This window comes from Nisaea acidiphila, assembly GCF_024662015.1.
Lineage (GTDB): Bacteria > Pseudomonadota > Alphaproteobacteria > Thalassobaculales > Thalassobaculaceae > Nisaea > Nisaea acidiphila.
This window is the reverse complement of record NZ_CP102480.1, coordinates 3080589-3106437: the sequence shown is the minus strand read 5'-3', so window position 1 is coordinate 3106437 and position 25849 is coordinate 3080589. Positions and strand designations below refer to the sequence as shown.

Annotated in this window: 28 protein-coding genes; 10 read left to right on the top strand and 18 right to left on the bottom strand. The window is 63.5% G+C overall.

What is annotated here, in order from left to right; all coding sequences use genetic code 11:
- Positions 1 to 14: 14 nt before the first annotated feature.
- The 5 genes from NUH88_RS14395 to NUH88_RS14375 form a co-directional block, all read right to left on the bottom strand.
- Positions 15 to 923, bottom strand: a complete 909-nt coding sequence (locus NUH88_RS14395; protein WP_257767103.1) for a ChaN family lipoprotein — start codon at positions 921 to 923, stop codon at positions 15 to 17.
- A gap of 80 nt (positions 924 to 1003) precedes the next feature.
- Entirely contained in the window at positions 1004 to 1528 is a 525-nt protein-coding gene (locus NUH88_RS14390; protein ID WP_257767102.1) for a hypothetical protein, read from the bottom strand.
- A 71-nt stretch (positions 1529 to 1599) separates the two neighbouring features.
- On the bottom strand, positions 1600 to 2859 hold the full coding sequence (locus NUH88_RS14385) for an MFS transporter (RefSeq protein ID WP_257767101.1): 1260 nt from the start codon (positions 2857 to 2859) through the stop codon (positions 1600 to 1602).
- A gap of 67 nt (positions 2860 to 2926) precedes the next feature.
- On the bottom strand, positions 2927 to 3811 hold the full coding sequence (gene sigJ / locus NUH88_RS14380) for an RNA polymerase sigma factor SigJ (protein WP_257767100.1): 885 nt from the start codon (positions 3809 to 3811) through the stop codon (positions 2927 to 2929).
- The gene (locus NUH88_RS14375; protein WP_257767099.1) at positions 3811 to 4242 is read right to left on the bottom strand and encodes a carboxymuconolactone decarboxylase family protein; all 432 of its coding nucleotides are present in this window, start codon (positions 4240 to 4242) and stop codon (positions 3811 to 3813) included. Before NUH88_RS14375 ends, sigJ begins: the two co-directional genes overlap by 1 nt.
- A 146-nt stretch (positions 4243 to 4388) precedes the next feature.
- Between NUH88_RS14375 and NUH88_RS14370 the strand changes: the two genes are divergently transcribed.
- From NUH88_RS14370 to NUH88_RS14355, 4 genes are read left to right on the top strand one after another with little or no spacing between them, the layout of a single operon-like run.
- Entirely contained in the window at positions 4389 to 5123 is a 735-nt protein-coding gene (locus NUH88_RS14370; protein WP_257767098.1) for a DUF1538 domain-containing protein, read from the top strand.
- Positions 5124 to 5125: 2 nt separating this feature from the next.
- Positions 5126 to 5944 (top strand): DUF1538 domain-containing protein, encoded by an 819-nt coding sequence (locus tag NUH88_RS14365; protein ID WP_257767097.1) that lies wholly within the window; start codon positions 5126 to 5128, stop codon positions 5942 to 5944.
- Positions 5945 to 5946: 2 nt separating this feature from the next.
- Positions 5947 to 6297 carry a P-II family nitrogen regulator gene (locus NUH88_RS14360; protein ID WP_257767096.1) on the top strand — a complete coding sequence of 117 codons (351 nt, stop codon included), beginning with the start codon at positions 5947 to 5949 and terminating at the stop codon, positions 6295 to 6297.
- On the top strand, positions 6294 to 6701 hold the full coding sequence (locus NUH88_RS14355) for a CBS domain-containing protein (RefSeq protein WP_257767095.1): 408 nt from the start codon (positions 6294 to 6296) through the stop codon (positions 6699 to 6701). Before NUH88_RS14360 ends, NUH88_RS14355 begins: the two co-directional genes overlap by 4 nt.
- Positions 6702 to 6762: 61 nt before the next feature.
- Here NUH88_RS14355 and gloA read toward each other — a convergent pair whose 3' ends face one another.
- From gloA to NUH88_RS14315, 8 genes are all read right to left on the bottom strand, one after another.
- A complete protein-coding gene (gene gloA, locus NUH88_RS14350) occupies positions 6763 to 7206 on the bottom strand; it encodes a lactoylglutathione lyase (protein WP_257767094.1) in 444 nt (147 codons plus the stop codon).
- Between the two features lie 103 nt (positions 7207 to 7309).
- Positions 7310 to 7948 (bottom strand): 2-dehydro-3-deoxy-6-phosphogalactonate aldolase, encoded by a 639-nt coding sequence (locus tag NUH88_RS14345; RefSeq protein WP_257767093.1) that lies wholly within the window; start codon positions 7946 to 7948, stop codon positions 7310 to 7312.
- 62 nt (positions 7949 to 8010) lie between these two features.
- Positions 8011 to 9036, bottom strand: coding sequence for a zinc ABC transporter substrate-binding protein (locus NUH88_RS14340; protein ID WP_257767092.1), 1026 nt, complete (start codon positions 9034 to 9036; stop codon positions 8011 to 8013).
- Between the two features lie 90 nt (positions 9037 to 9126).
- Complete coding sequence (locus tag NUH88_RS14335) at positions 9127 to 9927, bottom strand: metal ABC transporter permease (RefSeq protein WP_308220065.1); 801 nt, start codon at positions 9925 to 9927, stop codon at positions 9127 to 9129.
- A 28-nt stretch (positions 9928 to 9955) separates the two neighbouring features.
- On the bottom strand, positions 9956 to 10339 hold the full coding sequence (locus tag NUH88_RS14330; RefSeq protein WP_257767091.1) for a RidA family protein: 384 nt from the start codon (positions 10337 to 10339) through the stop codon (positions 9956 to 9958).
- Positions 10340 to 10437: 98 nt separating this feature from the next.
- A complete protein-coding gene (locus NUH88_RS14325) occupies positions 10438 to 11379 on the bottom strand; it encodes a diguanylate cyclase (RefSeq protein WP_257767090.1) in 942 nt (313 codons plus the stop codon).
- 165 nt (positions 11380 to 11544) lie between these two features.
- Positions 11545 to 11955, bottom strand: coding sequence for an acyl-CoA thioesterase (locus tag NUH88_RS14320; RefSeq protein WP_257767089.1), 411 nt, complete (start codon positions 11953 to 11955; stop codon positions 11545 to 11547).
- 2 nt (positions 11956 to 11957) lie between these two features.
- On the bottom strand, positions 11958 to 12779 hold the full coding sequence (locus NUH88_RS14315) for a hormone-sensitive lipase (protein WP_308220064.1): 822 nt from the start codon (positions 12777 to 12779) through the stop codon (positions 11958 to 11960).
- A gap of 127 nt (positions 12780 to 12906) precedes the next feature.
- Here NUH88_RS14315 and NUH88_RS14310 point away from each other — a divergent pair, with 127 nt between their 5' ends.
- Complete coding sequence (locus NUH88_RS14310; protein ID WP_257767088.1) at positions 12907 to 13380, top strand: MarR family winged helix-turn-helix transcriptional regulator; 474 nt, start codon at positions 12907 to 12909, stop codon at positions 13378 to 13380.
- Here the strand turns inward: NUH88_RS14310 and hutC are convergent.
- Complete coding sequence (hutC, locus tag NUH88_RS14305) at positions 13377 to 14045, bottom strand: histidine utilization transcriptional repressor HutC (RefSeq protein WP_257772214.1); 669 nt, start codon at positions 14043 to 14045, stop codon at positions 13377 to 13379. The two genes, NUH88_RS14310 and hutC, sit on opposite strands and share 4 nt — an antisense overlap.
- 29 nt (positions 14046 to 14074) lie before the next feature.
- Positions 14075 to 15451: a formimidoylglutamate deiminase gene (locus NUH88_RS14300; protein ID WP_257767087.1), complete on the bottom strand. Its 1377-nt coding sequence runs from the start codon at positions 15449 to 15451 to the stop codon at positions 14075 to 14077.
- Between the two features lie 92 nt (positions 15452 to 15543).
- Here NUH88_RS14300 and hutI point away from each other — a divergent pair, with 92 nt between their 5' ends.
- The 4 genes from hutI to msrQ all read left to right on the top strand — a co-directional run bounded on the left by hutI (position 15544) and on the right by msrQ (position 20960).
- On the top strand, positions 15544 to 16743 hold the full coding sequence (hutI, locus tag NUH88_RS14295; RefSeq protein ID WP_257767086.1) for an imidazolonepropionase: 1200 nt from the start codon (positions 15544 to 15546) through the stop codon (positions 16741 to 16743).
- A complete protein-coding gene (gene hutH / locus NUH88_RS14290; protein ID WP_257767085.1) occupies positions 16740 to 18287 on the top strand; it encodes a histidine ammonia-lyase in 1548 nt (515 codons plus the stop codon). Before hutI ends, hutH begins: the two co-directional genes overlap by 4 nt.
- Positions 18288 to 18305: 18 nt before the next feature.
- Complete coding sequence (gene hutU, locus NUH88_RS14285) at positions 18306 to 19976, top strand: urocanate hydratase (RefSeq protein WP_257767084.1); 1671 nt, start codon at positions 18306 to 18308, stop codon at positions 19974 to 19976.
- Positions 19977 to 20084: 108 nt separating this feature from the next.
- On the top strand, positions 20085 to 20960 hold the full coding sequence (gene msrQ / locus NUH88_RS14280; RefSeq protein WP_257767083.1) for a protein-methionine-sulfoxide reductase heme-binding subunit MsrQ: 876 nt from the start codon (positions 20085 to 20087) through the stop codon (positions 20958 to 20960).
- Positions 20961 to 20999: 39 nt separating this feature from the next.
- Here msrQ and NUH88_RS14275 read toward each other — a convergent pair whose 3' ends face one another.
- A complete protein-coding gene (locus NUH88_RS14275; protein WP_257767082.1) occupies positions 21000 to 21626 on the bottom strand; it encodes a 2-hydroxychromene-2-carboxylate isomerase in 627 nt (208 codons plus the stop codon).
- A 122-nt stretch (positions 21627 to 21748) separates the two neighbouring features.
- Between NUH88_RS14275 and NUH88_RS14270 the strand changes: the two genes are divergently transcribed.
- Positions 21749 to 21937 (top strand): DUF2256 domain-containing protein, encoded by a 189-nt coding sequence (locus NUH88_RS14270; RefSeq protein ID WP_257767081.1) that lies wholly within the window; start codon positions 21749 to 21751, stop codon positions 21935 to 21937.
- Here NUH88_RS14270 and NUH88_RS14265 read toward each other — a convergent pair.
- Positions 21895 to 23421: a cryptochrome/photolyase family protein gene (locus NUH88_RS14265; protein ID WP_257767080.1), complete on the bottom strand. Its 1527-nt coding sequence runs from the start codon at positions 23419 to 23421 to the stop codon at positions 21895 to 21897. The genes NUH88_RS14270 and NUH88_RS14265 overlap by 43 nt on opposite strands.
- 122 nt (positions 23422 to 23543) lie before the next feature.
- Complete coding sequence (locus tag NUH88_RS14260; RefSeq protein ID WP_257767079.1) at positions 23544 to 25451, bottom strand: PhoX family protein; 1908 nt, start codon at positions 25449 to 25451, stop codon at positions 23544 to 23546.
- Positions 25452 to 25849: the final 398 nt, after the last annotated feature.

Sequence of the window (25849 nt, the reverse complement as noted above, 5' to 3'; positions counted from 1 at the left end):
CGACGGCGCGGTTTTTACTTGTGCTTTGAGAAACGCGCTTCCAGTTCGGCACAATAGTTTTTTTCCGGATGAGCTTTGTCAGTCATCCAGACGAAGTCGAAGCTACGGGAAAGGGAGAGATCCGGCTCCGCGACCTCTGTTCCGCTTCTCTCCAGCAAGGCAATCGCGGCCACGTCATCGACGCCGAAACGACGCCGCAGATGGTACCCGGTACCGATATCCTTACGTACATGCTGACCGCCGGCGATCAGAACGGCACCATCCGCGCTCCCGCTCGCCCGCACCATCGCTTCGGCGAGGCTGGCGTCCCGCGCGATCTGTACCCGGACCATCGGTGCCAGATGCTCTCGCGGCACGAGTTCGCAATGACCGCGATAGACCTCGTCGCCGATGGCCTGCTCCACATTCTCCGGCAGCGGCTCATCCAGCTTAAGCCGGGTGCGCAGTTCGGGAGTTACATTCTCCGGGCTTCGGGCGATCGTCCGCACCGCGTCGCGTCCGATATTGCCCGCCACCATCGGCAACCCCGCCGCAAGCGCAACCTCCGCGATCGGACGGTAGTAAGTCCAGTCCGGCCAACCGGAGCCGGCCCAATCGACAATCTCCGCGAAACGGTCCGGATCGGTCTCACCCGTGGCGGCGAATGCGTCGATGGCAGGCTGCTTGTCGCGTACGATCATTTCCCAGACCACGGCCGGGCGCCGGCCCGCCGCGACCAATCCCGCGAGGAGGCGCGCCTGGATCCGGTGATGCTCCGGATTGTCGTGCTTCTCCCCCAGCATGACGAATTTGTGCGCGGCCAGGGACCGAGCCAGATACGTTTCCGGTAGCACGTCCGCGTTGGCATCCGGCAATGGCGCCAGCGCCAGTATCACTGCCGCCACAAGCCAGTGGAGCAAATGACGGCATCGCACGCACTGCATGCGGTGTCTCCCTCGAACATCGTCTAACGAAGATAGTCTCAAGGATAATCTAGTACGTTGCGGCGATTTGTCGGAGTCGGTCAGTCGAACAGGCTGTCGATGGCGTCCTGGTCCATGATGTCGTCGATCTCGGCCTGATCGTAGCGCGGCACCGTACCGTTGATCACGCCAGAGATCTGTTCGAGCGTTGCCTTGATCTCGCGCACCTGTGCCATGGTCTGAGCCTGGAACTCCTCGACCGGGACCGTTCCGTTGAGCTTCTTCAGGAGGTCGGCGGCGTTGAACACTTGCTCGTTGGCGGTTCCGACGAGATCCTCGAACGCCTGGATGTACTCGCTCGGAGCATTCTCATAGGCCCAGATTGCCAGTTCCTTGTCGGAGAACCCGCTGGCGGCGAAATGCTCGGTATAGGTGGCCGGTTTCCACTCCTCGACCTCCTCGAGCATTTCCGGCATGTCCGGAACCAGCTCCAACAGCATCACCACTTCGTTGAAATGGTTCAGATAGTCCGTCGCCAGCAGGGACGTCTCATTGATGTTCGTCCCCCGGACGAGCAATCGGTAGGTCTTGGTCAGGCGAGGCTGCGTTTCCATCGCGACAACCATAGCGCATTCCCGGCTCAATACAGATGCAATTCTCCAAGACAACACTCCAACTCATTAAGATTGCGTATATTTTAGGAAAACTGCCGACACTCGGCGGAAGTTCGGGAACGCCTGGTCCGAATCGCGAAAGCGGTCAGACCGAGAGCGGCAAGCAGGCAAGCGGCGACGCCGGTCAAAAACGGCGCGGCCGGATCGATCCCGGAGAGCCATCCGCCGGCGATCCCGACTAGAGCCCCCGCGGCAATCGTGGTCGCCCGGTAGATCCCGATGGCCGCTCCCTGCGCCGCGGCGGGAGCGGCATCTGAGATGAGGACCGATGTCGCCGTCTGGGCGAAATTGATTCCCGCCGCTACAAGAACTGCCGGCAGAATGTGCCCGAGAGGGCTGCCTGCTTCGACGAACGCATAGCTTCCCGATCCCATCATCAGAAGGGAGAGCAATGTGACGGCGGTCGCGCCAAGCCGGTTGACGATCCGGCCGACAATCAGCCCCGACAGAATCAACGGTACCGATAGCAAAGCCGCGTTGATCCCGAGCTCGAGCGGCGGCGTCGCGTAACGCTGGACGAAGAACACCGGAAAGAATTCCAGAAACACCATCACAGCCCAGAAGGCGAGAAAAGACAGTCCCAGAAGCGCGATCAGGCGCCGTCGCGCGCGCGGTTCAAGCGCTGCGCCGCCCGGCTCACCACGCCGCTCTGAGGCACTCACACGGCCCCGCAACAGCCACGGAACAAGGACCGCATTTGCGGCAAACAAAGCCGCGGCCGCAGCGAACGGCGCGCCATAATCCGGAGCCCATTCTGCGCCTCCTACGGCGAGCAATCCGCCAACGATCGGACCGGCGACAAACCCGAGATCCATCGCGATCCCGATCAGCGCGAAGTTCCGCGCTTTGCTTTTCGGCCGGCTCACATCGGCCGCGAGCGATTGCAGGATCGCGATGTTGCCTTCACCGATCCCGGCCACCATCCGACCGAGCAGAAGCAGCCACAACATCCCGGTTTCCACCGCGCTCCAGAGCATCAACGCGCCGAGAACGGCGACGGCCAATGCCACGGCGAGGACCGGGGCCCGCCCGAACCGGTCGGATAGGCGTCCGAAGAGCATCGACCCGGCGATCTGGCCGGCCGGATAGAGCCCAATGGCGAGACCGAGCAGCAGTGTGCGGATGTTTCCCGGCGTTTCGGCAGGGAGCAGATCGCTTTGCGGGTTGAGAAAAAGGTGCCCGAAGACCGGATAGGGTAGCGAGAAGCCGACCCATCCAACGAGGACTGTCATGAAGACCACGCTCATAACCGCGGTCTCGTGTGCGTTCTTGCCTGTGAACACGACGGACTCCTCCCGTCGCGGCGGGAGCTCGTACCCGCCGCGCCAGACTGGTGACGATGAATGGGGCTTAGTGCGGCAGGTCGAAGTGCCGGAGCTTGTCCGGATTGCGGGTGATCATGATCTCCGTGACCAGATCGTCATCCCCCACCGCGAACGTGATGACCGCCTCCGTCTTGGCGCCGTCCCGGGCGATCAGGGCCGCCTGCGCATTGATCTCGGCGACCGCAAGCTGAAGATGCGTGTACCAGCGCCCGAGATAGCGGGTGACGAATTGCAGGATCAGTTCCGCGCCCAGAAGAGGTTTGCGGATCGAGTCCGCCTTGCCGCCGCTATCGGCTGTCAGAACCGCATGACTGGAAAGCATGGCCGCCAGACCGTCGGCGACCCCGGTTCGCAAAGCGGCCTGAAAGGCCTCAACCAGCTTCTGCTGAACCGCTTTCGGCGCCGGTTTCGTATTGCCGGAACTGCGGACGTTTACCCGCGCACGGGAAGCCAGCTTGCGACAAGTCGCCACGCCGATCTCCAGGCTCTTCGCGATCTCTCCATACTCCATGCCAAAGACGTCGTGCAGGATGAAGGCCGCGCGCTCCTTTGGCGCCAGCCGTTCGAGAACCAGCAGGAAGGCCATGGTGACGCTCTCACTCACGAGCAGATCCGTCTCCGGCGTTCCTTCCTCCACCGTCTCCATCGGCTCCGGAAGCCAGGAGCCGACATATTCGGTCCGGCTGCGCCGCGCTGATTTCAAGACATCGAGCGCCTTTCGCGTGACCACGGAGGACAACCATCCGCGGGGCCGCTCGATAGACGCCCGGTCGGCCTCGCTCCAGGCAAGGAAAGCGTCCTGAACGACATCCTCCGCCTCGGCGCGCGTTCCGAGAAGGCGGTAGGCGAGGCCGATCAGCATCGGCCGCGCCCGCTCGAACTCCTCGATATGGTTCGAGATCTGTTCCATCAGTGATGCGACACCTGGATCCGGTTCCAGAGATTGATCATCGCGACGATAGCAGTCAGCGTCGAGATCTCTCTATCGGTGAAATGCTCCTTGAGCTCCCTGCGGAGCGGACTGAGATCCGCCTTCGGGTCCGGCTGCGTCAATGCCTCCGTCCAGGCAAGTGCGGCCTTCTCGGCGGGCGTGAAGTCGCGAACATGACGCCAGACCACCACCCTGTCGATCCGGTCCTGACTCTCGCCGTCCTTGCGCGCCTCGTCGATATGCATTTTCACGCAAAAGGCACACTGATTGATCTGCGAGGCCCGGAGTTTCACCAAATGGTGCAGGAGCTTGTCGAAACCGGCTTCCTCGATCTGCCCCTCCACCGCTTCCAGGCGCCCCAGGATATCCTCGGCATTGACATGAAAGTTCACTACTGCGGTACCAGCCAACTTGTCCTCCTTTGTGGTGTTGCGACGTGGTTTCACAGACATGTCGAGACAGAGACCGGCATTGTGACGTGGCGGCGCAAATTTCTTTTTGCTGCGCCAGCGAGATGCTCTGGAAGTCGCCGGATCAAAGGGTTAGCTTTACCACCATGGGGAAGCGACTGCTGGCATTCGGAAATCTTTTCATCGGCACGGTGCGCGACGTGCTGCCGATCATTCTCGTTGTCGCCTTTTTCCAGCTCGCCGTCCTGCAGCAGCCTTTTCCGAATTTATCGGAGACCCTGATAGGGCTGGTCATTGTGGTGCTCGGCCTGACGCTCTTCCTGCAGGGACTGGAGATGGCGCTGTTTCCGATCGGCGAGTTTCTCGCCGGCGCCCTCGCCCGCAAGGGCAGCCTCGTCTGGCTTCTGCTGTTTGCCTTCGGGCTCGGTTTCGGAACCACGGTCGCCGAGCCATCCTTGATCGCGGTCGGCGAGGAAGCCGCGGAAGCCATGTCCGAGAGCGGCTATCTCGAGCGCGACGAAGAGGCGATGGCGAACTACGCGCTGGCCCTGCGCTACACCGTCGCCGTCTCCGTCGGCATCGCGATCGTGGTCGGCGTGTTCCGCATTCTGAAGGGCTGGCCGCTACACTGGATCATGATTGGCGGCTATGTGGCCGTGCAGGGGCTGACCGCGCTGGCACCTAAGGAAATCATCGGCATCGCCTACGACAGCGGCGGTGTGACGACCTCCACGGTCACGGTGCCGCTTGTCACCGCGCTCGGCGTCGGGCTCGCGACTGTGATCCGCGGACGGAATCCGGCGATTGACGGTTTCGGACTGATTGCGTTCGCCAGCCTGTCCCCCATGATTTTCGTACTGATCTTCGGGATGGTGGTCTAGCTATGGACTGGATCCTGGCCCTCTGGGAGGCTCTTCTCGGCACCGTCTTCGACGTCCTGCCGATCGCCGCGATCCTGATCTTTTTCCAGCTCGTCGTACTGCGCCAGAGCATCCCGCATCTTCCCCAGGTGCTTATGGGCTTTGTCTATGTGATCATCGGTCTCGCACTCTTTCTGGTGGGCCTCGAGAAAGCGCTGTTTCCGATTGGCGAACTGATGGCGAAACAGCTGACAGCCCCATCCTTCATCGCCCCGGGCGAGCCGGCCGATTCGCTCGGCTGGGAGGACTATTACTGGGTCTATCTCTTTGCCGCCGCCATCGGCTTTTCGACCACCATCGCCGAGCCCTCCCTGATCGCCGTCGCCAACAAGGCCAACGACCTGACCGGCGGAACGGTCAGCGGTTGGGGTCTGCGGGTCGCGGTCGCGGTGGGCGTCGCCCTGAGCATCGCCGTCGGCGCCTTCCGCATCGTGACCGGTACGCCGCTTTATCTCTACATGATCGTCGGATACGCCTTCGTCGTCCTGCAGACGATCTATGCCCCGCGCATGATCATTCCGCTCGCCTACGATTCCGGCGGGGTCACCACATCCACCGTCACAGTGCCTCTGGTGACCGCACTCGGGCTCGGGCTTGCCTCAACCGTGCCCGGCCGCAACCCGGTCCTCGACGGCTTCGGCCTGATCGCCCTCGCCAGCCTGTTTCCAATGCTGAGCGTCATGACCTATGCCCAGGCCGGTGCCTGGTTCGCGGCGCGGCGCAAAAAACGTGAAGAGGCCGCCAGATTGTCCGACGAAGCGACCCCAAAGGGAGGGAGTTAGCAATGAAGTTCAAGCTGATCGTCGCCGTCGTGAGCGACGAAAAGACCGATACCGTGGTCGACACCGCGCGCAAATGCGGCGGTACCGGCAGCACGGTGATCACCAATGTCCGCGGCGAGGGCCTGAAGCCGTCCTCGACCTTCCTCGGCCTGACGCTGGAAGGTCAGCGCGATATCGTTCTGCTCGTCGTCGAGGAACACATGTCGCGCCACATCCTTGAGGAGATCTGCAAGGCCGGACGGTTCGATGAGGAGGTCGGAACCGGCGTGGCTTTCCAGATCGACATCGAGGATGCCGTCGGCCTCACCTCGCAAATCAAGACCATCGAGAAAGAAATCGAGGAAGAAATATGAGCCAGCACCCATACGTGAAGGTGGAGGACGTGATGACCGGCAATCCGCACGTCATCGACGGCCTCGCGACCGTGCGCAACGCCATCGACCTGATGCGGGAACACCATGTCAGCTCTCTCGTCATCGAACGGCGGCACGAGGGTGACGAGTACGGCGTGGTCACTGTCGGCGACATCGCAGCCCATGTCGCCAGCAAGGACCGCTCGCCGGAACGCACCAGCGTCTACGAGATCATGTCCAAGCCGGTGCTGACGATCGACGTCACCATGGACATCAAATACGCGATCCGGATGCTGAACCGCTTCAAGCTCACCCGCGCGCTGGTGACGCGGCAGGGCGAGATGGTCGGCATCGTCACGCTGCGCGACATGGTGGTGCGGTATACGTCCGACGGCTCCGACTGACGCAGAAAACAGAAACGGGGCCAGCGAATGCGGCCCCGTCGCATTTTCCGAACCGGCAGTCTTACCAGGTGCCGGTATTCTCCATCGAGGCCCAGGGCTCGGCCGGGGCCAGCTTCTCGCCTTCCTGCAGGATCTCGATCGAGATCCCGTCGGGGGACTTCACGAAGGCCATGTAGCCGTCGCGCGGCGGCCGGTTGATCGTCACACCCGCATCCATGATCTTTTGGCAGGTGTCGTAGATGTTATCGACCCGGAAGGCGAGATGCCCCCAGGCCCGGCCGGTCTTGTACTCTTCCGGATCCCAGTTGTAGGTCAGCTCGATCACCGGAGCGCGCTTGTCGGACGCAGCGGTCGCCTCGTCTCCCGGCGCATAGAGAAAGATATTGGTGAAGCGGCCCTTCTCGCTGTCATAGCGATGGACTTCCTTCAGGCCGAGGATATCGCAATAGAATTTCAGGCTCTCGTCGATATCGCTGATCCGGACCATGGTGTGCAGATAACGCATGGGTTCGCTCCCGTTTTTCAGGCAGGTGGAATGACGTGTTCGCTATGACATCGCGCAGCGGCGCGCCGGTGGCAACCCCGCTTTCCGCAATTGCCTCGTTCCGCTACGCGGCCTTGCACGTTCTCCAGGCCGCAACCAGCGCCGCCGCATCCTCGCCGATCCGAGCGGCCGGCTTGCCGGGTTTGAAGATGGAGGAGCCGATCGCGACACCCGCGGCGCCAGCGGCGAAATAGTCAGCGATATTGTCGAGGCCGACGCCGCCGGTGACCACGATACCGGTCTCCGGCGGCAGCACCGCTTTCAGCGCGCCGACGACCTTCGGCCGGATCGCATCCCCGGGGAACAGCTTCAGGTAGTCCGCTCCGGCCTCGAGCGCCCGGAAGGCCTCGGTCGGTGTGAAGATACCGGGCATCGAAGTAAGCGCCAGCCGCCCGGTCTCGGCGATCACCCGCTCGTCGCTGTTCGGAGAGACGATGAGACGCCCGCCGGCCCGGTCCACCTCGCGCACGGCCTGTGCAGAGAGCACCGTCCCGGCGCCAACGACCGCCCGATCTCCAAGGTTTTCCGAGAGCGTGGCGATGCTACGAAGCGGGTCGGGCGAATTGAGCGGTACCTCGATCACGCGGATACCGACCTCGTAGAGCACACCGCCGATCTCCCCTGCGCGCTCCGGTTCCAGCCCGCGCAGGATTGCGACTATCGGTGCTTCGGTAAGCGCTTCCTCGATGCTGATCACATCCATCCCCGAGCGATTTCGAGGTCAGTATGCAATGACGGCGGGAAACAGGCCACCTGAGAGGCACCCTACTCCAGGCAGGACAGGAAACCGTCTGCAAGTCCCAGCATCAGCCCGTCGTAATTGTCCGGACCGAAATCGAGCGTGCTCCCGATCGGATCCAGCGTTCCGATCCTGGTGCCGGTCCCTTCGGCGACCACCTCGGCGAGGCGCGGCGAGAACTGCACTTCGCGGAAGATGCACCGAATGTCGCCTTCGGACGCGCGATGACGCAGCTCGCGTAACCGCTTGGCACCGGGCGCGGCGGCGGTACCGATACTGATCGCCCCCGCAGCGGCAAAGTCGAACTCCGCCTCGAAATACTGATAGGCGTCGTGAAAGACGAGAAACGGCCGGCCCCGCACAGGGGCCAGCTTGGCCGAGATGCTTTCGCCGAGCGCCGCCAATTCCCGGTGTGCCGTTTTCGCATTGTCCGCATATAGCGCCGCATGCGCCGGATCCTTTCGCGTCAGCGCCTCCGCGATCGCATCGACAAAAGCCTTCGCGTTCCGCGTACTCAGCCAGACGTGGGGGTCATATCCCTCGTGGTCATGGGCATCCTCATGCGCATCGTGCAGATGCTCTTTCGATTCGTGCTTCCCGTCACCATGCTCCGCATGGCCTTCGTGATCATCGTGACCATGCTTCTCTCCCCCATGGCCCCCATGGTCGTCGTGATCGTGATGTTCCCACAGCACGCCTTCTCGCACCGGCAAGTGAAGCACACCGTGGGCGTCGCCAAGCTCGACGAACCGTCCGTCGCCTTCGGCACTATCCAGACTCGCATCGAGGAACGACTCGACCCGGTGCGAGATCAGGAACACCAGATCCGCCTTTTCCAGAGCATGTGCGTCCGAGGGACGCAGCGAATAATCATGCGGCGATTGTCCGTTGCGCAGAATCAGATGCGGTTCCCCAGCACCCGCCATCACCTTGGCCACGAGACTGTGCACCGGCGGGATTGAGGCGACGACGGAAAGTTCGGCACGGGCTGTTCCGGTACTGCTGAAGAGCACCGGCAGAAGGATTGCCGCGCATCGGGTTAATCTGAACATCTACTATCTCTGAAATTGAATTGAGAAAAACGTTATAACATTACATTTTTTCAATTCAAGCAGGTTGCTTTGAGCCGCGTGGCACAGTGATCAGCGGAGTCCGGCCCCGATGCGCCAGCGAGGCAGGCCGAGCAGAAAAATAACGAAGGCGACGAGGACAATGGACGGTCCCGCAGGCGTGTCGAGTTCGACGGAAAAGCCCAATCCGGCACAGACCGAAACCAGTCCAATCAGCACCGCACCCGCCACCATCGCCTCGGGGCTGCGGGACCAGCGCCGGGCCGCCGCTGCCGGCAGGATCAACAGCGAGGTGATGAGCAATACGCCGACCACCTTGATAGAAACCGCGATGACCAGCGCGAGCAGCAGCGTGAAGAGCAACGACGCCCGCCGGCCGGCCAGGCCTTCCGCCTGAGCGAGATCGCTGCTGACGGTCGCGGCCAGCAAAGGCTCCCAGATCCGCCAGAGACAGAGCAGAACGATCCCCGCCGCAGCGTAGATCAGCGCGATATCCTCCAGTGACACGGCCAGCACGTCACCGAATAGCACGCCCATGAGATCGACACGCAACCAGCTCATCAGGCCGATTGCGACCAGGCCCAGCGCGAGCGCGCCGTGGGACAGGATCCCGAGCAAGGTATCCGTCGGCACCGCCGTCCGGCGCTCGAGCGTCATCAGAAGCCCCGCCGCGACGACGGTCACCGCCGCGATCCCCAGCACGGGTGCGAAGCCAAGCAGGAACCCCAGCGCAAGCCCGAGCAGCGCCGAATGCGCCATGGTATCGCCGAAATAAGCGAGCCTGCGCCAGACGACGAAACAGCCGAGCGGCCCCGCGGCGAGAGCAGCGCCCGCCCCGGCCGCAAGCGCGCGGAGCAGAAAGTCGTCAATCATCGCGAAAGCCCCTCGGAACCCTTTACCCTCAGACGGCGACCGCTTCGCCCTCGACCTCGCAGAGCATCTCCGGCGTCGCGAGCTGAGAGATTTCGAGATAGGTGCAGGCCGGCGCGTGCCCCTCGAAGAGCCTGTCGCGCATCGTCCGGAAGACGGCGACCGAACCCGGTACCGTCGAATAGAAGACGATCTTCACGATGTCCGTCTTTTTCATGCCCGCGGCTTCAAAAACCTTGAAGAGATTGTCGAACGCCTGTTCCATCTGCGCCTCGAGACCCTCGCGCAGGCTCCCGTCCGGAGCGACACCGATCTGCCCGGACGCGATGGCGCGGCGCGCATTCGCCGGGACCGTCACGAGTTGCGAATAGCGCGATGCCGGCGCGGCAACACCTTCGGGATTGGTGAATTCCATCGGAAAGCTCCCCAAACGAGCGGAGCCAGGAGCGGCCCCGCGCTTCATCTAGAGCGAAAGACGGAGAATGGCAAATCGCCAGGCCGAGTGCGGGAGCCTCAAGCAGCCGGTATCGATTGCTTCGTCACGACACGGTCCCGCCCCGAATGTTTCGCCTCGTAGAGGGCGAGATCGGCGGATTTGAGGACGGCCTCGACAGTATCGTAGTCGCCGTCGAACTCCGAACACCCGATGCTTACGGTAAAGTTCAGGGGCTTGCCGCCGGCATCGATCGTGATCTTCCGAACCGCGTCCAGAAGCCGGACGGCCGAGACTTTCGCGGAGGTCTCGTTCGTTTCCGGAAGCAGGATCGCGAATTCCTCGCCGCCGAGCCGCGCAAGCGTATCGAACTCGCGGATTTCATTTTCGAGAACCTTGACCATCTCGATCAGGACAATATCGCCGACATCGTGGCCATAGGTGTCGTTGATGCTCTTGAAGTGGTCGATATCCAGCATCAGGACAGAGGAGGATCTGTCATACCGGCGGGACCGTTTCAGCTCGTCCTGTAACTTTGTCATGAAATAGCGGCGGTTAAAGGCCGATGTCAGCGGATCGGTCGTCGCGAGACGCTCCAGTTCCTCGTTGAGCTTTTCGAGCTGCAGCGCATAGTCGCGCAACCGCAAGTGATTGCGGACACGCGCCTTAACGACCGCCGGCTTGAAAGGCTTCGTGATGTAGTCGATTGCACCGAGTTCCAGCCCTTTTTCCTCGTCGCCCTCGTCCGAGAGGCCGGTAACGAAGATGACGGGGATGTTTCGCGTGCGCTCCTCTCCCTTCAAAGCCTGGATCACATCGTAGCCGTCGAGATCCGGCATCTGGATATCGAGAAGAATCAGATCGGGCGTCGTCGCGAGCGCGATGTCGATTGCCTCGCGGCCGCTGAGCGCCGTCGTCACATTGCCCTGATCCTTGAGAATCAGGCTCAGCAACATGGTATTCTCTGGCGCGTCATCGACCACAAGGATCGAGAACTCATTGGCGGTTGCGGCTTCACCCATCATCAAATCCAGCACGCTTCGAGCACCGTCGTTCGCAGTAAGTATATCCACTCCGAGTATGGTCGTAGATGATTAACGTCACGTAAAAACACAACTTTAATAGGATTATTTCTGTACTCAGAATTTCACCGACCGGCTCCCGAGCGACCTGCCCCGGCACCCGGGTTACGCGCCGAACTCACTCATCTTGGCCTTCAGCTCTTCCGGCCACGCAACGGGTTTCCCTGTGCTCTTAACGAACTGGACCAATGTGGACCGGCAGGTCAGGCGTGGCTCGCCGGCGCAGCTCGCGAGGATTTCGACATCCAGGCTGGAGGAGCCCATCCGCTTGACCGCCAGAGACCAGTCCAGAACGTCTCCAAGCCGGCTCGGAGCATGAAACTCGACCTTGATCCGGGCAGTCGGGATGCCGCGGTCATCAACCTCGTGCATGCGATGGAAACCCCATCCCAGTCCGGACCCGAACCATTCCTCAACGGTCAGGTTGATCATCTCGAAATAGCGAGGATAAAACACGATCGCCGCCGGATCGCAGTGCTGGAAACGGACCTCTTGCTGCATTTGAAAGACCGGCATGGTCAGTTCCTCTCACCGGTTAGAAGGCGCGTCAGGGCCGAATTTGCATCCTCGAGATCGGCGATCACGTCAAAGTGATGTTTTCCGAGGGCATGAACCGCGCTCGTCTCGGCCCCGAGGCCGGTCCAGATATTTGCCAGCAGGTCGTTCTGCCTCAAGAATTCCGGCCGTTCTTCGGATCCGACCCAGCAGGTCAGCCGGGCGCCTTCGGCCGGATATTGCAGCGCAGGGCTTTCCATGACCGCTTCCGCATCGTCGAGGCCAAGGATCCGATTCATCTCCAGCCGCAAGAGCGGGCGAAGATCGTGAAGGCCGCTGATGGAAACGACGTTCCCGATCCGGGCGCGGAGGGTCTCGCCGAGCGGCGCGTTGCGGCACAGCATCCGGCTCACGAGATGCCCCCCGGCGGAGTGACCTGCAAGACAGACCGGTCCCGCCACCATCTCCGAGGCGACGCCGAGCGCCCGGGCAATTTCTTCGGTAATGCCTGCGATGCGAGCCTCGGGCGCCAAAGTGTAGCTCGGCATCGCGACCGCCCAACCCGATTCCACGGCACCGCGCGCCAGATGCGACCAGGTGCTCTTGTCGAACGCCTTCCAGTAGCCGCCATGCACGAACATCGCGAGGCCGGCCGTCGTACCCGCCGGCAAGAACAGGTCGAGGCGTTGCCGCTCTCCCTCGCCATAGGCAATATCGAGACGTGCGCGCGCGCCGAGTTCGTCCCGGAAGGCCTTTGCCCTCTTCTGCCAAATCCCGGGATAGTCGTCGGCGCCCTCGATATGCGGTCCGTTCGCGTAGGCGTCGTCCCAATCGACGATCATCATGGCGTCCCCTAACCGGTTATTCGTTGTTGATTGACGGCATGTTAAAAGCCGCACTCGGCTACGGACAATATTATTTTAAATATAAAATTTTAATGCAAAACGAGATACGATCGATACAATTCGACCCATGTCCAGCATGCCCATGCAAGCGCCCGACGATCCCGGGACCCGTAAGAAGCGGCTGCGCCTCTGGCTCAACCTGCTCCGGACGACACGCGCAATGGAGAACCGCCTGCGGGAAGATATGCGCCTCGCCTATGACCTGACCTTGCCGCGCTTCGAGATCCTGGCTGTCCTGCAGCGCAGCGAAACCGGGCTCAGAATGACGGATCTCTCGTCCCGCCTCATGGTCTCGAACGGCAATGTCACCGGCATTGTGGAGCGGCTGGTCCAGGACGGGCTCGCCGAACGGGTGCCGGTGCCGGACGACAAGCGCGCCAGCATCGTGCGATTGACCTACAAGGGCGAGGCGGTGTTCGCCGAGATGGCGGATGTGCACGAGCGCTGGGTCGACGGGTTGCTTTCCAGCATCTCCGGCGCCGAAGCGGATGCAATGATCCAGCGCCTGACCCGAGTCCGGCGTGCGGGAGAAGGCAACTAAATCTCCGTGCTCATCCGGTATCCGGGCCTGTAGGCGAGGCGCACATGGGTGACCGCCGTTTCCGCGTTCCAGGTGGTGCGCTCGATGGCGAAAAGCGCCGTCCCTTCTTCCGCTTTCAGTGCATCGGCCTGTTCGGGAGAGGCCGGCACCGCGAGGAAACTGATCTTGCCGCGCGTGAAAGGCTGGTTCCGCACGAGCCACTCGTTCGGGCTCATCTCCCGGAAATCTTCTTTGGCGAATTCCGGCACCGCAACGAGATTGACCCAGCGCGCCTCGTAGAGGAACGGCGTACCGTCTGCGGTGTGCAGCCCGCGCATGAAGAGGAGGGATGCGTTGCGGGCCAGTCCCATCAGGTCTGCGCCCTCTACCGGAGCCCGCAGTTTTCGGCGCTCCAGAATGTGGAACCCGTAACGGCATCCCGACGCCTCCACCTCGAGCCGCGTGACCGGAATTTCCAGCGTCGCCTTGCGCACAGGGTCGAGCGCGACGCGCGTTCCGGCCTTGCGCCGCCGCTCCAGCAACCCGCTCTCCGCCAGCCCCTGAAGTGCGCGATTGACCGTTGCCCGGGCGCAGCCGAATTCCGCGGCGAGTTCCGCCTCGCCAGGGATGAGATCCCCCGGCCGCCAGACTCGCTCGGCGATCCGGCGCCGAATCTCCGCCTGGATACCCTGCCAGGAATTGAGGGCCGTCTGGCTCAGAGCGCGTCCTCCAGCTCCGCAATGGTCTTCAGATAGTTCGTCCGGATACGGTCACGGGCGACGTGCCGCCCCTCTCGTACCATGTGACGTCCGGCGGACCAGACATCTCGCACCCAGCGGTCGTCCCCCGTAAAGATGAAAGCATCCAGCATACGGTCCCCGGTGCGCCCCGCGAGATCCAGCGCCTCCCCGTCGAGCGCGACCATATCCGCCAGTTTCCCGGCTGCGATCCGCCCGCTGTTCCGGCCCGCCGCCTGCGCACCGCCGAGAACCACTTCCTCAAAGAGCACACGCCCAGTCGAACGGCCGCTGTCCGCCAGCACGGCGCGGCCGCGGTCACGCAGGCGCTGGGAATATTCGAGCGTGCGGAGCTCTTCGCTGAGAGATATCCGAATGTTGGAATCCGAGCCGACGCCGAACCGCCCGCCATGCTCCCGGTAGCGCACGCCGTCGAAGATCCCGTCGCCGAGGCTGGATTCGGTGATCGGGCAGAGCCCCGCGACGGCGCCGCTCTTTGCCAGGGCGACGGTCTCGTCCGGCTCCATCTGCGTTGCATGGATCAGGCACCAGCGCTCGTCGACCGGATGATTGTCCAGCAGCCAGGTCATCGGCCGGGCACCCCAGGCGGCCCCGACCTCCTCCACCTCGGCCACCTGTTCTGCGACATGGATGTGGAGCGGGCGATCCTTCCGCAGCGCAACCGCATCCCTCAGGGCCTCACGGCTGACCGCGCGCAGGGAATGCGGCGCGACGCCGGTGCCGCAGTCCGACGGCAATCCCGAGACCGCGTCCTCCGCACCTTCCAGCAGGCGAACGAAACGATCCATGTCGTTGCCGAAACGGATCTGGCCGGCGCCAAGCGCCCGTCCGTCGCAGCCGCCGACCTGATAGAGCACCGGCAGCAAGGTCAGCCCGATTCCGGTCTCCGCCGCGGAGAAGGCGATCCGCCGGCTAAGTTCGGCGATATCGTCATAGGGCGTACCGTCCGGCTGGTGATGCAGATAATGGAACTCCGCGACACCCGCATAGCCGGCTTCCAGCATCTCCATCTGCACCAATGCCGCGATCGCCTCCACATGCTCCGGCGTCAGCCGCTCCAGGAAACGGAACATCAGTCGGCGCCAGGTCCAGAAACTGTCGCGCCGGTCCGGCCCTCGCGCTTCGGTCAGCCCCGCCATCGCCCGCTGGAAAGCGTGGGAATGCAGGTTTACCGGCGCCGGAAGCAGGACCGCCGCACGGTGATCCGCCCCCGCTACCGAACCCGGATCGTCCGGCGACACCGCCTCGATTGTCCCCGCATCGCCGACCGAGACCAGAACATTCTCGCGCCAGCCTTCTTCCATCAGAACGGTCTCGGCAAAAATCTTGGTCACCGCGCGCACCCCATATTGACAGGCAATATTATGTATAGACATAATAATCGAAACAGCCAATTGAGCAACCATCCTTTTCGGAATATCGGCCCATGCTGATCCTAAGGAATGCGACCCTCGCGACAATGGTCCCGGGCGGCACGGCCTACGGCCTTATCGAGAATGGCGCCCTGGCGATCCGGGGCAGCGATATCATCTGGCTTGGACCGGAAAGCGAGATGCCGACGTCGATGTCGGTCTGGCCGCAGGAGAATCTCGGTGGCCGGCTCGTCACGCCCGCGCTCATCGATTGCCACACTCATATCGTTTTCGGCGGCAACCGGGCACGCGAGTTCGAGCTCCGGCTGAAAGGGGCAAGTTACGAAGAGGTGGCCCGCGCCGGCGGCGGTATCCTCTCCACCGTCACGGCGACAAGGGCGGCGAGCGAGGAAGAGCTCCTGGCCAGCGCCCTGCCCCGCGTCGATGCGCTGCTCGCCGAGGGTGTCTCCACTATCGAGATCAAGTCGGGTTACGGCCTCGATGTCGAAACCGAGCTCCGCATGCTGCGCGCCGCGCGCCGTATAGGCGAACAGCGGCAGGTGCGGATCCGGACCAGTTATCTCGGCGCCCACGCGGTTCCGCCGGAATTCAAGGGGCGGGCCGACGATTATATCGACGAGGTCTGCCGGGTCGCTCTGGACCGGGCCGCCGAAGAGGGGCTTGCCGATGCCGTAGACGGTTTCTGCGAGGGGATCGCGTTCTCTCCGGAACAGCTCGACCGGCTGTTTTCCCGCGCGGCGCAGGTCGGCCTGCCGGTGAAGCTGCATGCCGAGCAACTGTCCGATCTCGGCGGCGCCAAACTCGCGGCCTATCATGGCGCCCTCTCCGCCGACCATCTCGAATATCTCGGTGCGGACGGTATCGCCGCCTTAGCGAACGCCGGCACGACCGCCGTCTTGCTGCCGGGCGCCTTCTATACCTTGCGCGAGCCGCAATTGCCGCCGCTTCAGGCGCTCCGGGACGCAGGCGTACCGATCGCAATCGCGACCGACTGCAACCCCGGCTCGTCCCCGCTGACCTCCCTTCTGCTGACCATGAACATGGCTTGCACGCTCTTCCGCCTGACGCCGGAAGAAGCGCTCGCGGGCGCGACACGCGAAGCCGCCCGGGCCCTCGGGATCGCCGACGCAGGCTCGCTCGAAGTCGGCAAGCGTGCCGATCTCGCGGTCTGGGACGTCCGGGAACCGGCCGAACTCGCATATCGCATCGGCTTCAATCCTCTCTACAAACGCTATTTCGCGGGGACCGCATGAGCGACATCATCCTGACGCCGGGCCAGACCACCCTGCAGCAGCTCGAAAGCCTGCTCGGTCAGGGGCATCTCGTCCGCCTCGACCGAGCCGCCGAGCCGGCGGTCGAAGCGGCCGCGGCGATGGTCGCGGAGGCGGCCTCGGGCGGCGAGGCGGTCTATGGCGTCAATACAGGCTTCGGCAAGCTCGCCACCGTCCGTATCCCGCCGGAAGATACCTCCACACTGCAGCGCAACCTGATCCGCTCGCACTGTGCGGGCGTCGGCGATCCGACCGAGACGCAGGTGGTGCGCACCATGATGGTACTGAAGCTGCTCTCCCTCGGCCGAGGCGCCTCCGGCGTGCGCTGGGAAGTGATCGAGCTGATCGAGAGCATGCTGCGGGAACGCGTCACCCCCATCGTGCCGAGCCAGGGCTCGGTCGGCGCCTCGGGCGACCTCGCGCCGCTCGCCCACATGACCGCCGTACTGATCGGCGAGGGCAAGGCGGAATACAAAGGCCGCATTCTCCCCGGAGGCGACGCGCTGGACGCCGCAGGACTGAAACCGATCGAACTCGGCCCGAAGGAAGGCCTCGCCCTCATCAACGGGACCCAATTCTCCACCGCCTACGCCCTGCTCGCCCTCTCAGATGCCTGGCGCAATGTCGAAGCCGGCATCGTCGCCGCGGCCCTCTCGACCGATGCGATCATGGGCTCAACCGCTCCGCTGCAGCCGGCGATCCACGACCTGCGCGGCCAGCCGGGACAGATCGACGTCGCGGCCGCGATGCGGGCCCTGATGGACGGCTCCGAAATTCGCGAGAGCCACCGCCACGGCGATACCCGCGTCCAGGACCCATATTGCATCCGCTGCCACCCGCAGGTCTCCGGCGCCGCCATCGACCTGCTCCGCCATGCGGCGCGAACGCTGGAAATCGAGGCCAACGCGGTGACCGACAACCCGCTGGTGCTGGTCGAGGACGGCCGCATTGTCTCCGGCGGGAACTTCCACGCCGAACCAGTCGGGTTCGCCGCCGACATGATGGCGCTCGCCATCGCCGAGATCGGCGCCATCGCCCAGCGCCGCGTCGCGCTGATGGTCGACCCGGTGCTCTCCTTCGACCTGCCGGCCTTCCTGACGCCGGAGCCGGGCCTGAATTCCGGGCTGATGATCGCCGAGGTCACCACCGCGGCGCTGATGAGCGAGAACAAGCATCTCGCCAATCCCTGCACGACGGACTCGACGCCGACCAGCGCCAACCAGGAGGACCACGTTTCCATGGCAGCGCACGGCGCCCGGCGGCTGCACCAGATGAACGCGAACCTCGGCAATATCATCGCCGTCGAACTGCTCTGCGCCGCGCAGGGTGTCGAATTCCGCGCGCCATTGAAGACCAGCCGACCTCTGCAGAACGTCATCACGGCGGTCCGCGAGGTCTCCCCGTCCCTCACCGACGACCGCGAGGTCGCCGCCGATATCGAGGCTGTCGCCAGGCTCGTCCGCGACCTCAGCATCGTCAAGGCAAGCGGCCACTTGCCGCTGATGGAAATTGCCAGCCGCTACTGACCCCCGGGAGCAAAACCCATGACCGATCCCCGCAAGAACGCCCGCGACATTTTCCCACCGACTGGTACGGAGCTGAACACCAAGAGCTGGACCACGGAAGCGCCGCTCCGGATGCTGATGAACAACCTGCACCCGGATGTCGCCGAGAACCCGCATGAACTCGTGGTCTATGGCGGCATCGGCCGGGCGGCCCGCACCTGGAACGATTTCGACCGCATCGTCGCCAGCCTGAAGGAACTGGAGGAGGACCAGACGCTGCTGGTTCAGTCCGGCAAGCCGGTCGGGGTGTTCCGAACCCATGCCGATGCCCCGCGTGTGCTGATCGCGAACTCGAACCTGGTGCCGCACTGGGCGACCTGGGAGCATTTCAACGAGCTCGATCGCAAGGGCCTGATGATGTACGGCCAGATGACGGCCGGCTCCTGGATCTATATCGGCAGCCAGGGCATCGTGCAGGGTACCTACGAGACCTTCGTCGAGGCCGGTCGCCAGCATTACGGCGGCGACCTCACCGGCAAATGGATCCTGACCGCCGGGCTCGGCGGGATGGGCGGCGCGCAGCCGCTCGCCGCCGTGTTCGCGGGAGCCTGCTGCCTCGCCGTCGAATGCGACGAGACCCGGATCGATTTCCGCCTGCGCACGAAATATCTCGACGAGAAGGCGACCAGCCTCGACGAGGCGCTGGAGATGATCGAGCGCTGGACGGCGGCGGGCGAGGCGAAATCCGTCGGCCTGCTCGGCAATGCCGCCGACATCGTGCCGGAGATCCAGCGCCGCGGCATTCGCCCCCATATCGTCACCGACCAGACCTCGGCGCACGACCCGGTGCACGGCTACCTGCCGCAGGGCTGGAGCGTCGCCGAATGGCGCGAGAAGCAGGAAAGCGATCCGAAGGCTGTCGAGAAGGCGGCGCGCGCCTCGATGAAGACCCATGTCGCAGCCATGGTCGCCTTCTCCGAGAGCGGTGTGCCGACGGTGGATTACGGCAACAACATCCGCCAGGTCGCGCTCGAGGAAGGACTGGAAAACGCCTTCGCCTTCCCCGGCTTCGTGCCGGCCTATATCCGCCCGCTCTTCTGCCGCGGCGTCGGCCCGTTCCGCTGGTGCGCCCTCTCCGGCGACCCGGAGGACATCTACCGCACCGACGAGAAGGTCAAAGAGCTGCTGCCGGGCGACAATCACCTGCGCAACTGGCTGGAAATGGCGCGCGACCGCATCGCCTTCCAGGGCCTGCCGGCGCGGATCTGCTGGGTCGGGCTCGGCGACCGCCATCGCCTCGGCCTCGCCTTCAACGAGATGGTCCGCAAGGGTGAGCTGAAAGCACCGGTCGTGATTGGCCGCGACCATCTCGACAGCGGCTCCGTCGCCTCGCCGAACCGGGAAACCGAGGGCATGCGAGACGGCTCCGACGCGGTCTCAGACTGGCCGATGCTGAACGCGCTGCTGAACTGCGCCTCGGGCGCCACCTGGGTCTCGCTGCATCACGGCGGCGGGGTCGGTATGGGCTTCTCGCAGCATGCGGGGATGGTGATCGTCTGCGACGGCTCGGAAGCGGCAGACAAGCGGCTGGAGCGGGTGCTCTGGAACGATCCGGCGACCGGCGTCATGCGCCATGCCGATGCGGGCTACAAGATCGCCCTCGACTGCGCACGGGAGCACCAGTTGAACCTGCCGGGCATCCTCGGCTAGGACAGCGCACGGCGGGGTCACGCGAACGTGCGTTCATGTCAGCGGTGAGACGAACCAGCTTGCCCGGAAGCGCTTGAATTCCACCTCCGGGCAAGGAGAATGCACCGCATGAGTATCGCGACCCTCCGCCGGCCTTCCTTCGGCATGTTGCCGCGCCACCTGCCCTGGACCGACCGGTCGGGGCGACTGTCGCGGCTGAAGCTCGCGGTCTTTCTCGCCCTGCTCGCGCCTGCCATCTTCCTCCTCGCTGACGCGCTCGCCGGAACCCTCGGCGCCAGACCCTGGGACGCGGCGATCCACCGGGCGGGATGGTGGACCACACTCTTCCTGCTTGCCTCGCTGGCGGTAACCCCGCTCCGCCGGGCATTGCGCTGGGGAGAACTCATGACCGTCCGACGGATGGTCGGGGTGACGGTCTTCTTCGGCGCCGCGCTGCATCTCGTGCTTTATGCCGGCCAGGAAGCCTGGGACCTGCCGAAGGTGGCGAGCGAGATCGCGCTACGCTTCTACCTGACCACCGGCTTCGTCGCCCTTCTCGGGCTCGGCGCGCTCGCCGCGACCTCGACCGACGGCATGGTCCGCCGGCTCGGCGGCAGGCGCTGGCAGAGGCTGCACAAGCTGGTCTATCCGGTCGCCCTGCTGGCGCTCGTGCATTTCTTCCTGCAATCGAAGAGCGACGTGACCGAGCCCCTGCTCTTCAGCGGACTCTTCGCCTGGCTCATGGGCTACCGCATCTGGCACTGGCGGACAGGCGATCCGGGTGGAGTCGGCCTCGCAATGCTCGCCGCCGTAGCCGCACTCCTGACCTCAGCCGCGGAGATCGTGTTCCTGTCGCTCAAATATCCGGTCTCGCCCTGGGACATGGCTTTGGCTCAGCTCGATTTCGATGCCGGGATCCGGCCTGCGTGGTGGGTCCTGCTTGCCGGACTCTCAGTCGCCATCGCCTCGGAACTGCGCCAACGGCAGAAGCACACCCGCGCCTAGTCGAGAGCTGCCAGAGCGCGTCACCTTGATAGCTCAAGTTCAGGCCAGCGGCGCCCACTTGTCCGCGAAGGGCCGCTCCAGGGCCCGCGCCACCAGCTCCAGCCGGTCCTGCCCGTAAAATGGGTCGCCATCGACCACATAGGTCGGCGAGCCGAAAAAGCCGCGCCGTATCGCTTCCTCCGTATTCTCCTCGTGACGCGCACCGACGTCCGGCGTGGCCGCCGCGCGGAGGAGCGCAGCTCCGTCAAGTCCGACGGCATCCGCGAGCGCAGTGAGGGTACCCGTGTCGGAAAGATCGGCATCGTCGGCCCAATGGGCCTCAAGGAAGGCATGCGCGAGATCGTCCGTGCCGCTCCCCGTCTCCCCGGCGGCGATCAGCATCCGGTTGGCCGTCTCGTAAGATTTCTGGTGATGTGTCGGTCCGTGCCCGAGCGTTCGCACCGCGCGATATTCCGCCCAGCGCTCGATCTCCCGGCGGAAGGCGTAGTTGCGGTAGACCGGATCCAGCACCCTTTCCGCATTGCCGCGGGCGGCGACCAGGGTGCGGAGCTGGAAGGGGCGGTGCACCACCGTCGCCCCCGCTTCCGCGGCGATTTCCCTGAACAGGGCCGAGCCGATATAGGCGTAGCCGGAATAGGCGGCGTAGAAATACTCGATCGTTGTCATGGAACCTCCGGATTGAGGCGGCATCCTAGAGGATTCCGCGCGCGCCGTCTGTTCACGCTCCTGCAACTGATCCCTGTTGCGGTCCGGCGCGTATCCGGGACCGGGATCTCTCGGGAGCTGCGATGAGGATGCGACGGAAGGGCGAACTGCCGGAAAAACTCTGCCCGGTCTGCAAGCGCTCCTTCGCTTGGCGCCGGAAATGGGCAAGGGTCTGGGATGAGGTGCGGTATTGCTCAGAGCGCTGCCGACAAAGCAAACGGAACGGCCGTCAGAAGAGCGTCGCGAGAAATTCGGCGGCACTCTCGCGGTAAGATGCCTGCTTGTCTGCCGTCATCCGGTCCCACGTCCGATAGACGGGGCCCAAGCGCGGATTTCCGTCTAGCTTGTCCCGGTTCCGAGCGAGGAAATCCCAGTAGAGGTAATTGAACGGACAGGCACTGTCTCCGGTCTTCTGCTTCACATCGAACCGGCAGGCGCCACAATAGTCGGACATCTTGTTGATATAATTGCCGCCGGCGGCATAGGGCTTGGAGCCGAGCAACCCGCCATCGGCAAACTGGCTCATGCCGAGTGTGTTCGGCAGTTCCACCCATTCATAGGCATCCGCATAGACGGCGAGATACCATTCATGCACCTGCCGCGGTTCGATTCCTGCCAGCATCGCGAAGTTGCCTGTCACCATCAGGCGCTGGATGTGGTGGGCATAGGCCTCTTCCCGCGTCTGTCGGACCGCGGCCGCGAGGCAGGCCATATCCGTCTCACCGCTCCAGTAGAATTCCGGGAGCGGGCGGTCCGCGCCGAAGAAATTCGAGCACGCATAATCAGGCATTTTCAGCCAGTAGATGCCGCGGACATATTCGCGCCAGCCGATGATCTGCCGGATGAACCCTTCCGCGGCGTTAAGCGGCACGTCACCGGCTGCATAAGCCGCCTCGACACGGCGGCAGACCGCGAGCGGTTCGAGCAGCCCCGCATTGATGTAGAGGCTGACGACGGAGTGATAGAGGAACTTCTCCCCGCGCAGCATCGCGTCCTGAAAATCGCCAAAACGGGGAAGCGCCTCACGCACGAACAGCTCGAATGCCGCTTCCGCGTCGTCCCGGGTCACCGCGAACCAAAACGGTTCGAGATCGCCGATATGGCCGGCGAATTCCCGTCCGACGAGATCCAGCACTTCGCGGGTGATCCCGTCCGGTTCGATGCCAAGCGGAGCCGGCATGAACAGATCCGACGAGGCCGCTTTGCGGTTCTCCGCATCGAAGTTCCACTTGCCGCCGATGGGCCGGTCTCCATCCATCAGCAAACCGGTTTTGCGCCGCATCTCGCGGTAGAAATATTCCATCCGGAGCTGCTTGCGCCCGTCCGCCCAGGCGGCGAATTCCTCCCGGCTCGCGACGAACCTTTCGTCCGGCAGGACATCGACCGGGCGGTTCAATTCCGCCGACCATGCATCGATATCGCGCGCGAGGCGCCATTCGCCGGGTTCCGTCAGAACGATGCGCCGGACGTCGTGCCGCTCCGCGAACCGGGCGACCTCGCCTGAAAGCGTCCCGGTATTCTCCGCATCGTCCAGCCGCACATAGTCGAGCTGCCAGCCGTCCGCTCTCAATTCCTCGGCGAAGTGACGCATAGCCGAAAACAGGAAGGCGATCTTCTTCTTGTGATGCTTCACGTAGGTCGCCTCGGCGGAAACCTCCGCGATCAGCACGCGGTCGCGCGCCCTGTCTGCCTGTTGCAGCGACGAAATCGAAGGCGAGAGCTGATCGCCGAGAATCAATACCAAATTGCCCGGCATCTTCTTTCCTTTGCCTGACACATGCGGAAGATACGTCCGGTTCGCGCACGCAGATCGGTCAAGGCAAAGAAAACGGCCGACCGCAGATGCAGTCGGCCGTCAGCTTCAAAAGATCAAACGCGTCAGCCGATCAGGCCATTATCGTCGCGCTTGATAGCAATGACGCAGGAGCGCGGTACCGAAGCGCCGCCCCCGGGGAAGTGGCTATTGCTTTTCTCGCCCGGGTGCTGGATGCCGACGAAAAGGGTGCGGCGATCAGGACTCCAAGTGATTCCGGTCACCTCACACTCTTTCGGCCCGACAAGGAAACGCTTGATCTCTCCGGTTTCCGGATCGCCGACCAGCATCTGGTTGTTGCCTTGACCAGCGAAATCGCCTTCGTTCTTGTAATTGCCGTCCGTCTGAATCCAGAGCAGACCGGTGGTGTCGAAGGCAAGGCCGTCCGGCGAGTTGAACATGTTGTCGGCATTGACATTGGCCGAGCCCGCATAGGCGTCGGAATGTACCGTTGGATTGCCGGCGAGTACGAACAAATTCCAGTTGAAACCGCTCGCGACATGGTCGCCGCCTTCCGGCTGCCAGCGCACGATCTGACCGTAATTGTTCTTCTCGCGCGGGTTCGGGCCGTTGACCGACGTGTCGTCGCCGCCGGCGTTCGGCTTCACACCGCGGTTCTTGTTGTTGGTCAGGCAGCAATAGACTTCTGCCTTTTTCGGGTGCGACGAGACCCACTCCGGACGGTCCATCGTGGTGGCGCCGACCTTGGAGGCCGCGATGCGGGTATGGATCGAGATTTCGGCCCGGGACATGCCTGTCGTTTCCGGGGTCAGCGCAAGCCATTCGCCGGTACCATCGTCATTGAACTTGGCGACGAAGAGCGAGCCGGTTTCCAGCAGGTCGCTGTTGTCCCCGCCAACAGCGTAGGTGCCGTCGGAAACGAATTTGTAGAGGAACTCGCCGCGTTCGTCGTCGCCCATATAGACGACGGCCTGTCCGTTGGAAGCGATCACCAGCTCTGCATTCTCATGCTTGAAACGGCCCATGGCAGTACGCTTCTTCGGCGTCGAGGCCGGGTCGAACGGATCGATTTCGACGATGTAGCCGGCCCGGTTCGGCTCGTGCGGGTGCTTGGAGATGTCGAACCGCTCGTCGGCGGTGGCCCAGGCATAGCCCCAGTCCTTGGTCTTCACCCCATAGCGGGAAAGTTCCGCGCTCGGTTTGTAGTTCTCGTCGCTGGAGGAGAAGTAGCCGTTGAAGTTCTCTTCGCAGGCTAGATAAGTGCCCCAGGGCGTCCGGCCATTACCGCAATTGTTCCAGGTGCCGAGCGACGTCGTGCCGCTCGGATCGGCCGCGGTCTTGAGGAGGTCGTGGCCGCGCGCCGGTCCAGTCAGTTCCATCGGCGTGTCGGCCGTGATGCGCCGGTTCAGCGGCGAGTCGGTGACGATGTTCCAGCGGCCCCCCGCTTCCTTCACCTCGACGACCGAGACACCGTGGGCCGCCTTGCCCTTGCGGACGTCGTCAGCATTTTCCGGCAGCTTGCTCTCGCGGGCGCCGTAAATGATCGAGCGGTTGGTGTATTCGTTGTTGATCGCGAGAACATGCTTGTCGCCATCGACGAACATCGCCATGCCGTCAGTATTGTCGCCAAAGGCCAGTTCCTGGCTCGCACCGGTGCCGCGCGTAGCCTCGTCGAACTCCGTGCCGCGGGACCAGAGTGGCTGCCCCCAGGTCGCGACGATGCTCCAATTATAGCCTTTCGGCAGAGTGACGGTGTCGAGCGTGTTCGCCGCCACCTGCTCGAAGGAGAGGCGCGAGGCCGCTTCGGCCGGTGTGAGGGCGGAGGTCCCCATCAAGAAGCTCGAGGCGCCGAACACGGTCAAGGCACCAAGGAAGCCGCGGCGGCTCATGGCCTTATCGACGACATGGTCGAAATCGCATAGCTCCGGGCGCGGAGAATTCACTTCGTCCCAATCGTCGAAGGACAGGTCATGGTCCTTCGCAACCGTGGTCTGATTCGTCAGGTTGGTCATATCTCACCTTCATAGCGTTCGTTTGTCTGACCGGGCAGCCGATCAGCGGCTGCGGTCTGCGGGCTCCCTCCATTCTTCCGAGAGACTCCGGCACCGCCCGAAGGTAGCGGCGGTGCATGATCCAAATATGACATTTGCCCCTGGCACCGGTTGCCGGATGAAAGTTCACCAAGCGTTAAGTCAAAATTCATGAAGGGGCCCGAACCGCATTCTTGTCGGCGTGACGATTCCTTGCAGTTTACCGAGGATCTAAACACCAGGGCGCGTTATTGGTTGTTTTTCTCCGGCAGCCGGGACACAGTCCCGCGGTTTCCGTTCCACTTTCCGACTGAACCCGATGCGCAGCTGCCGCCGGCTCCGATTACTCGCACTGATCCCAGTGATGCTCTGGCTCACGG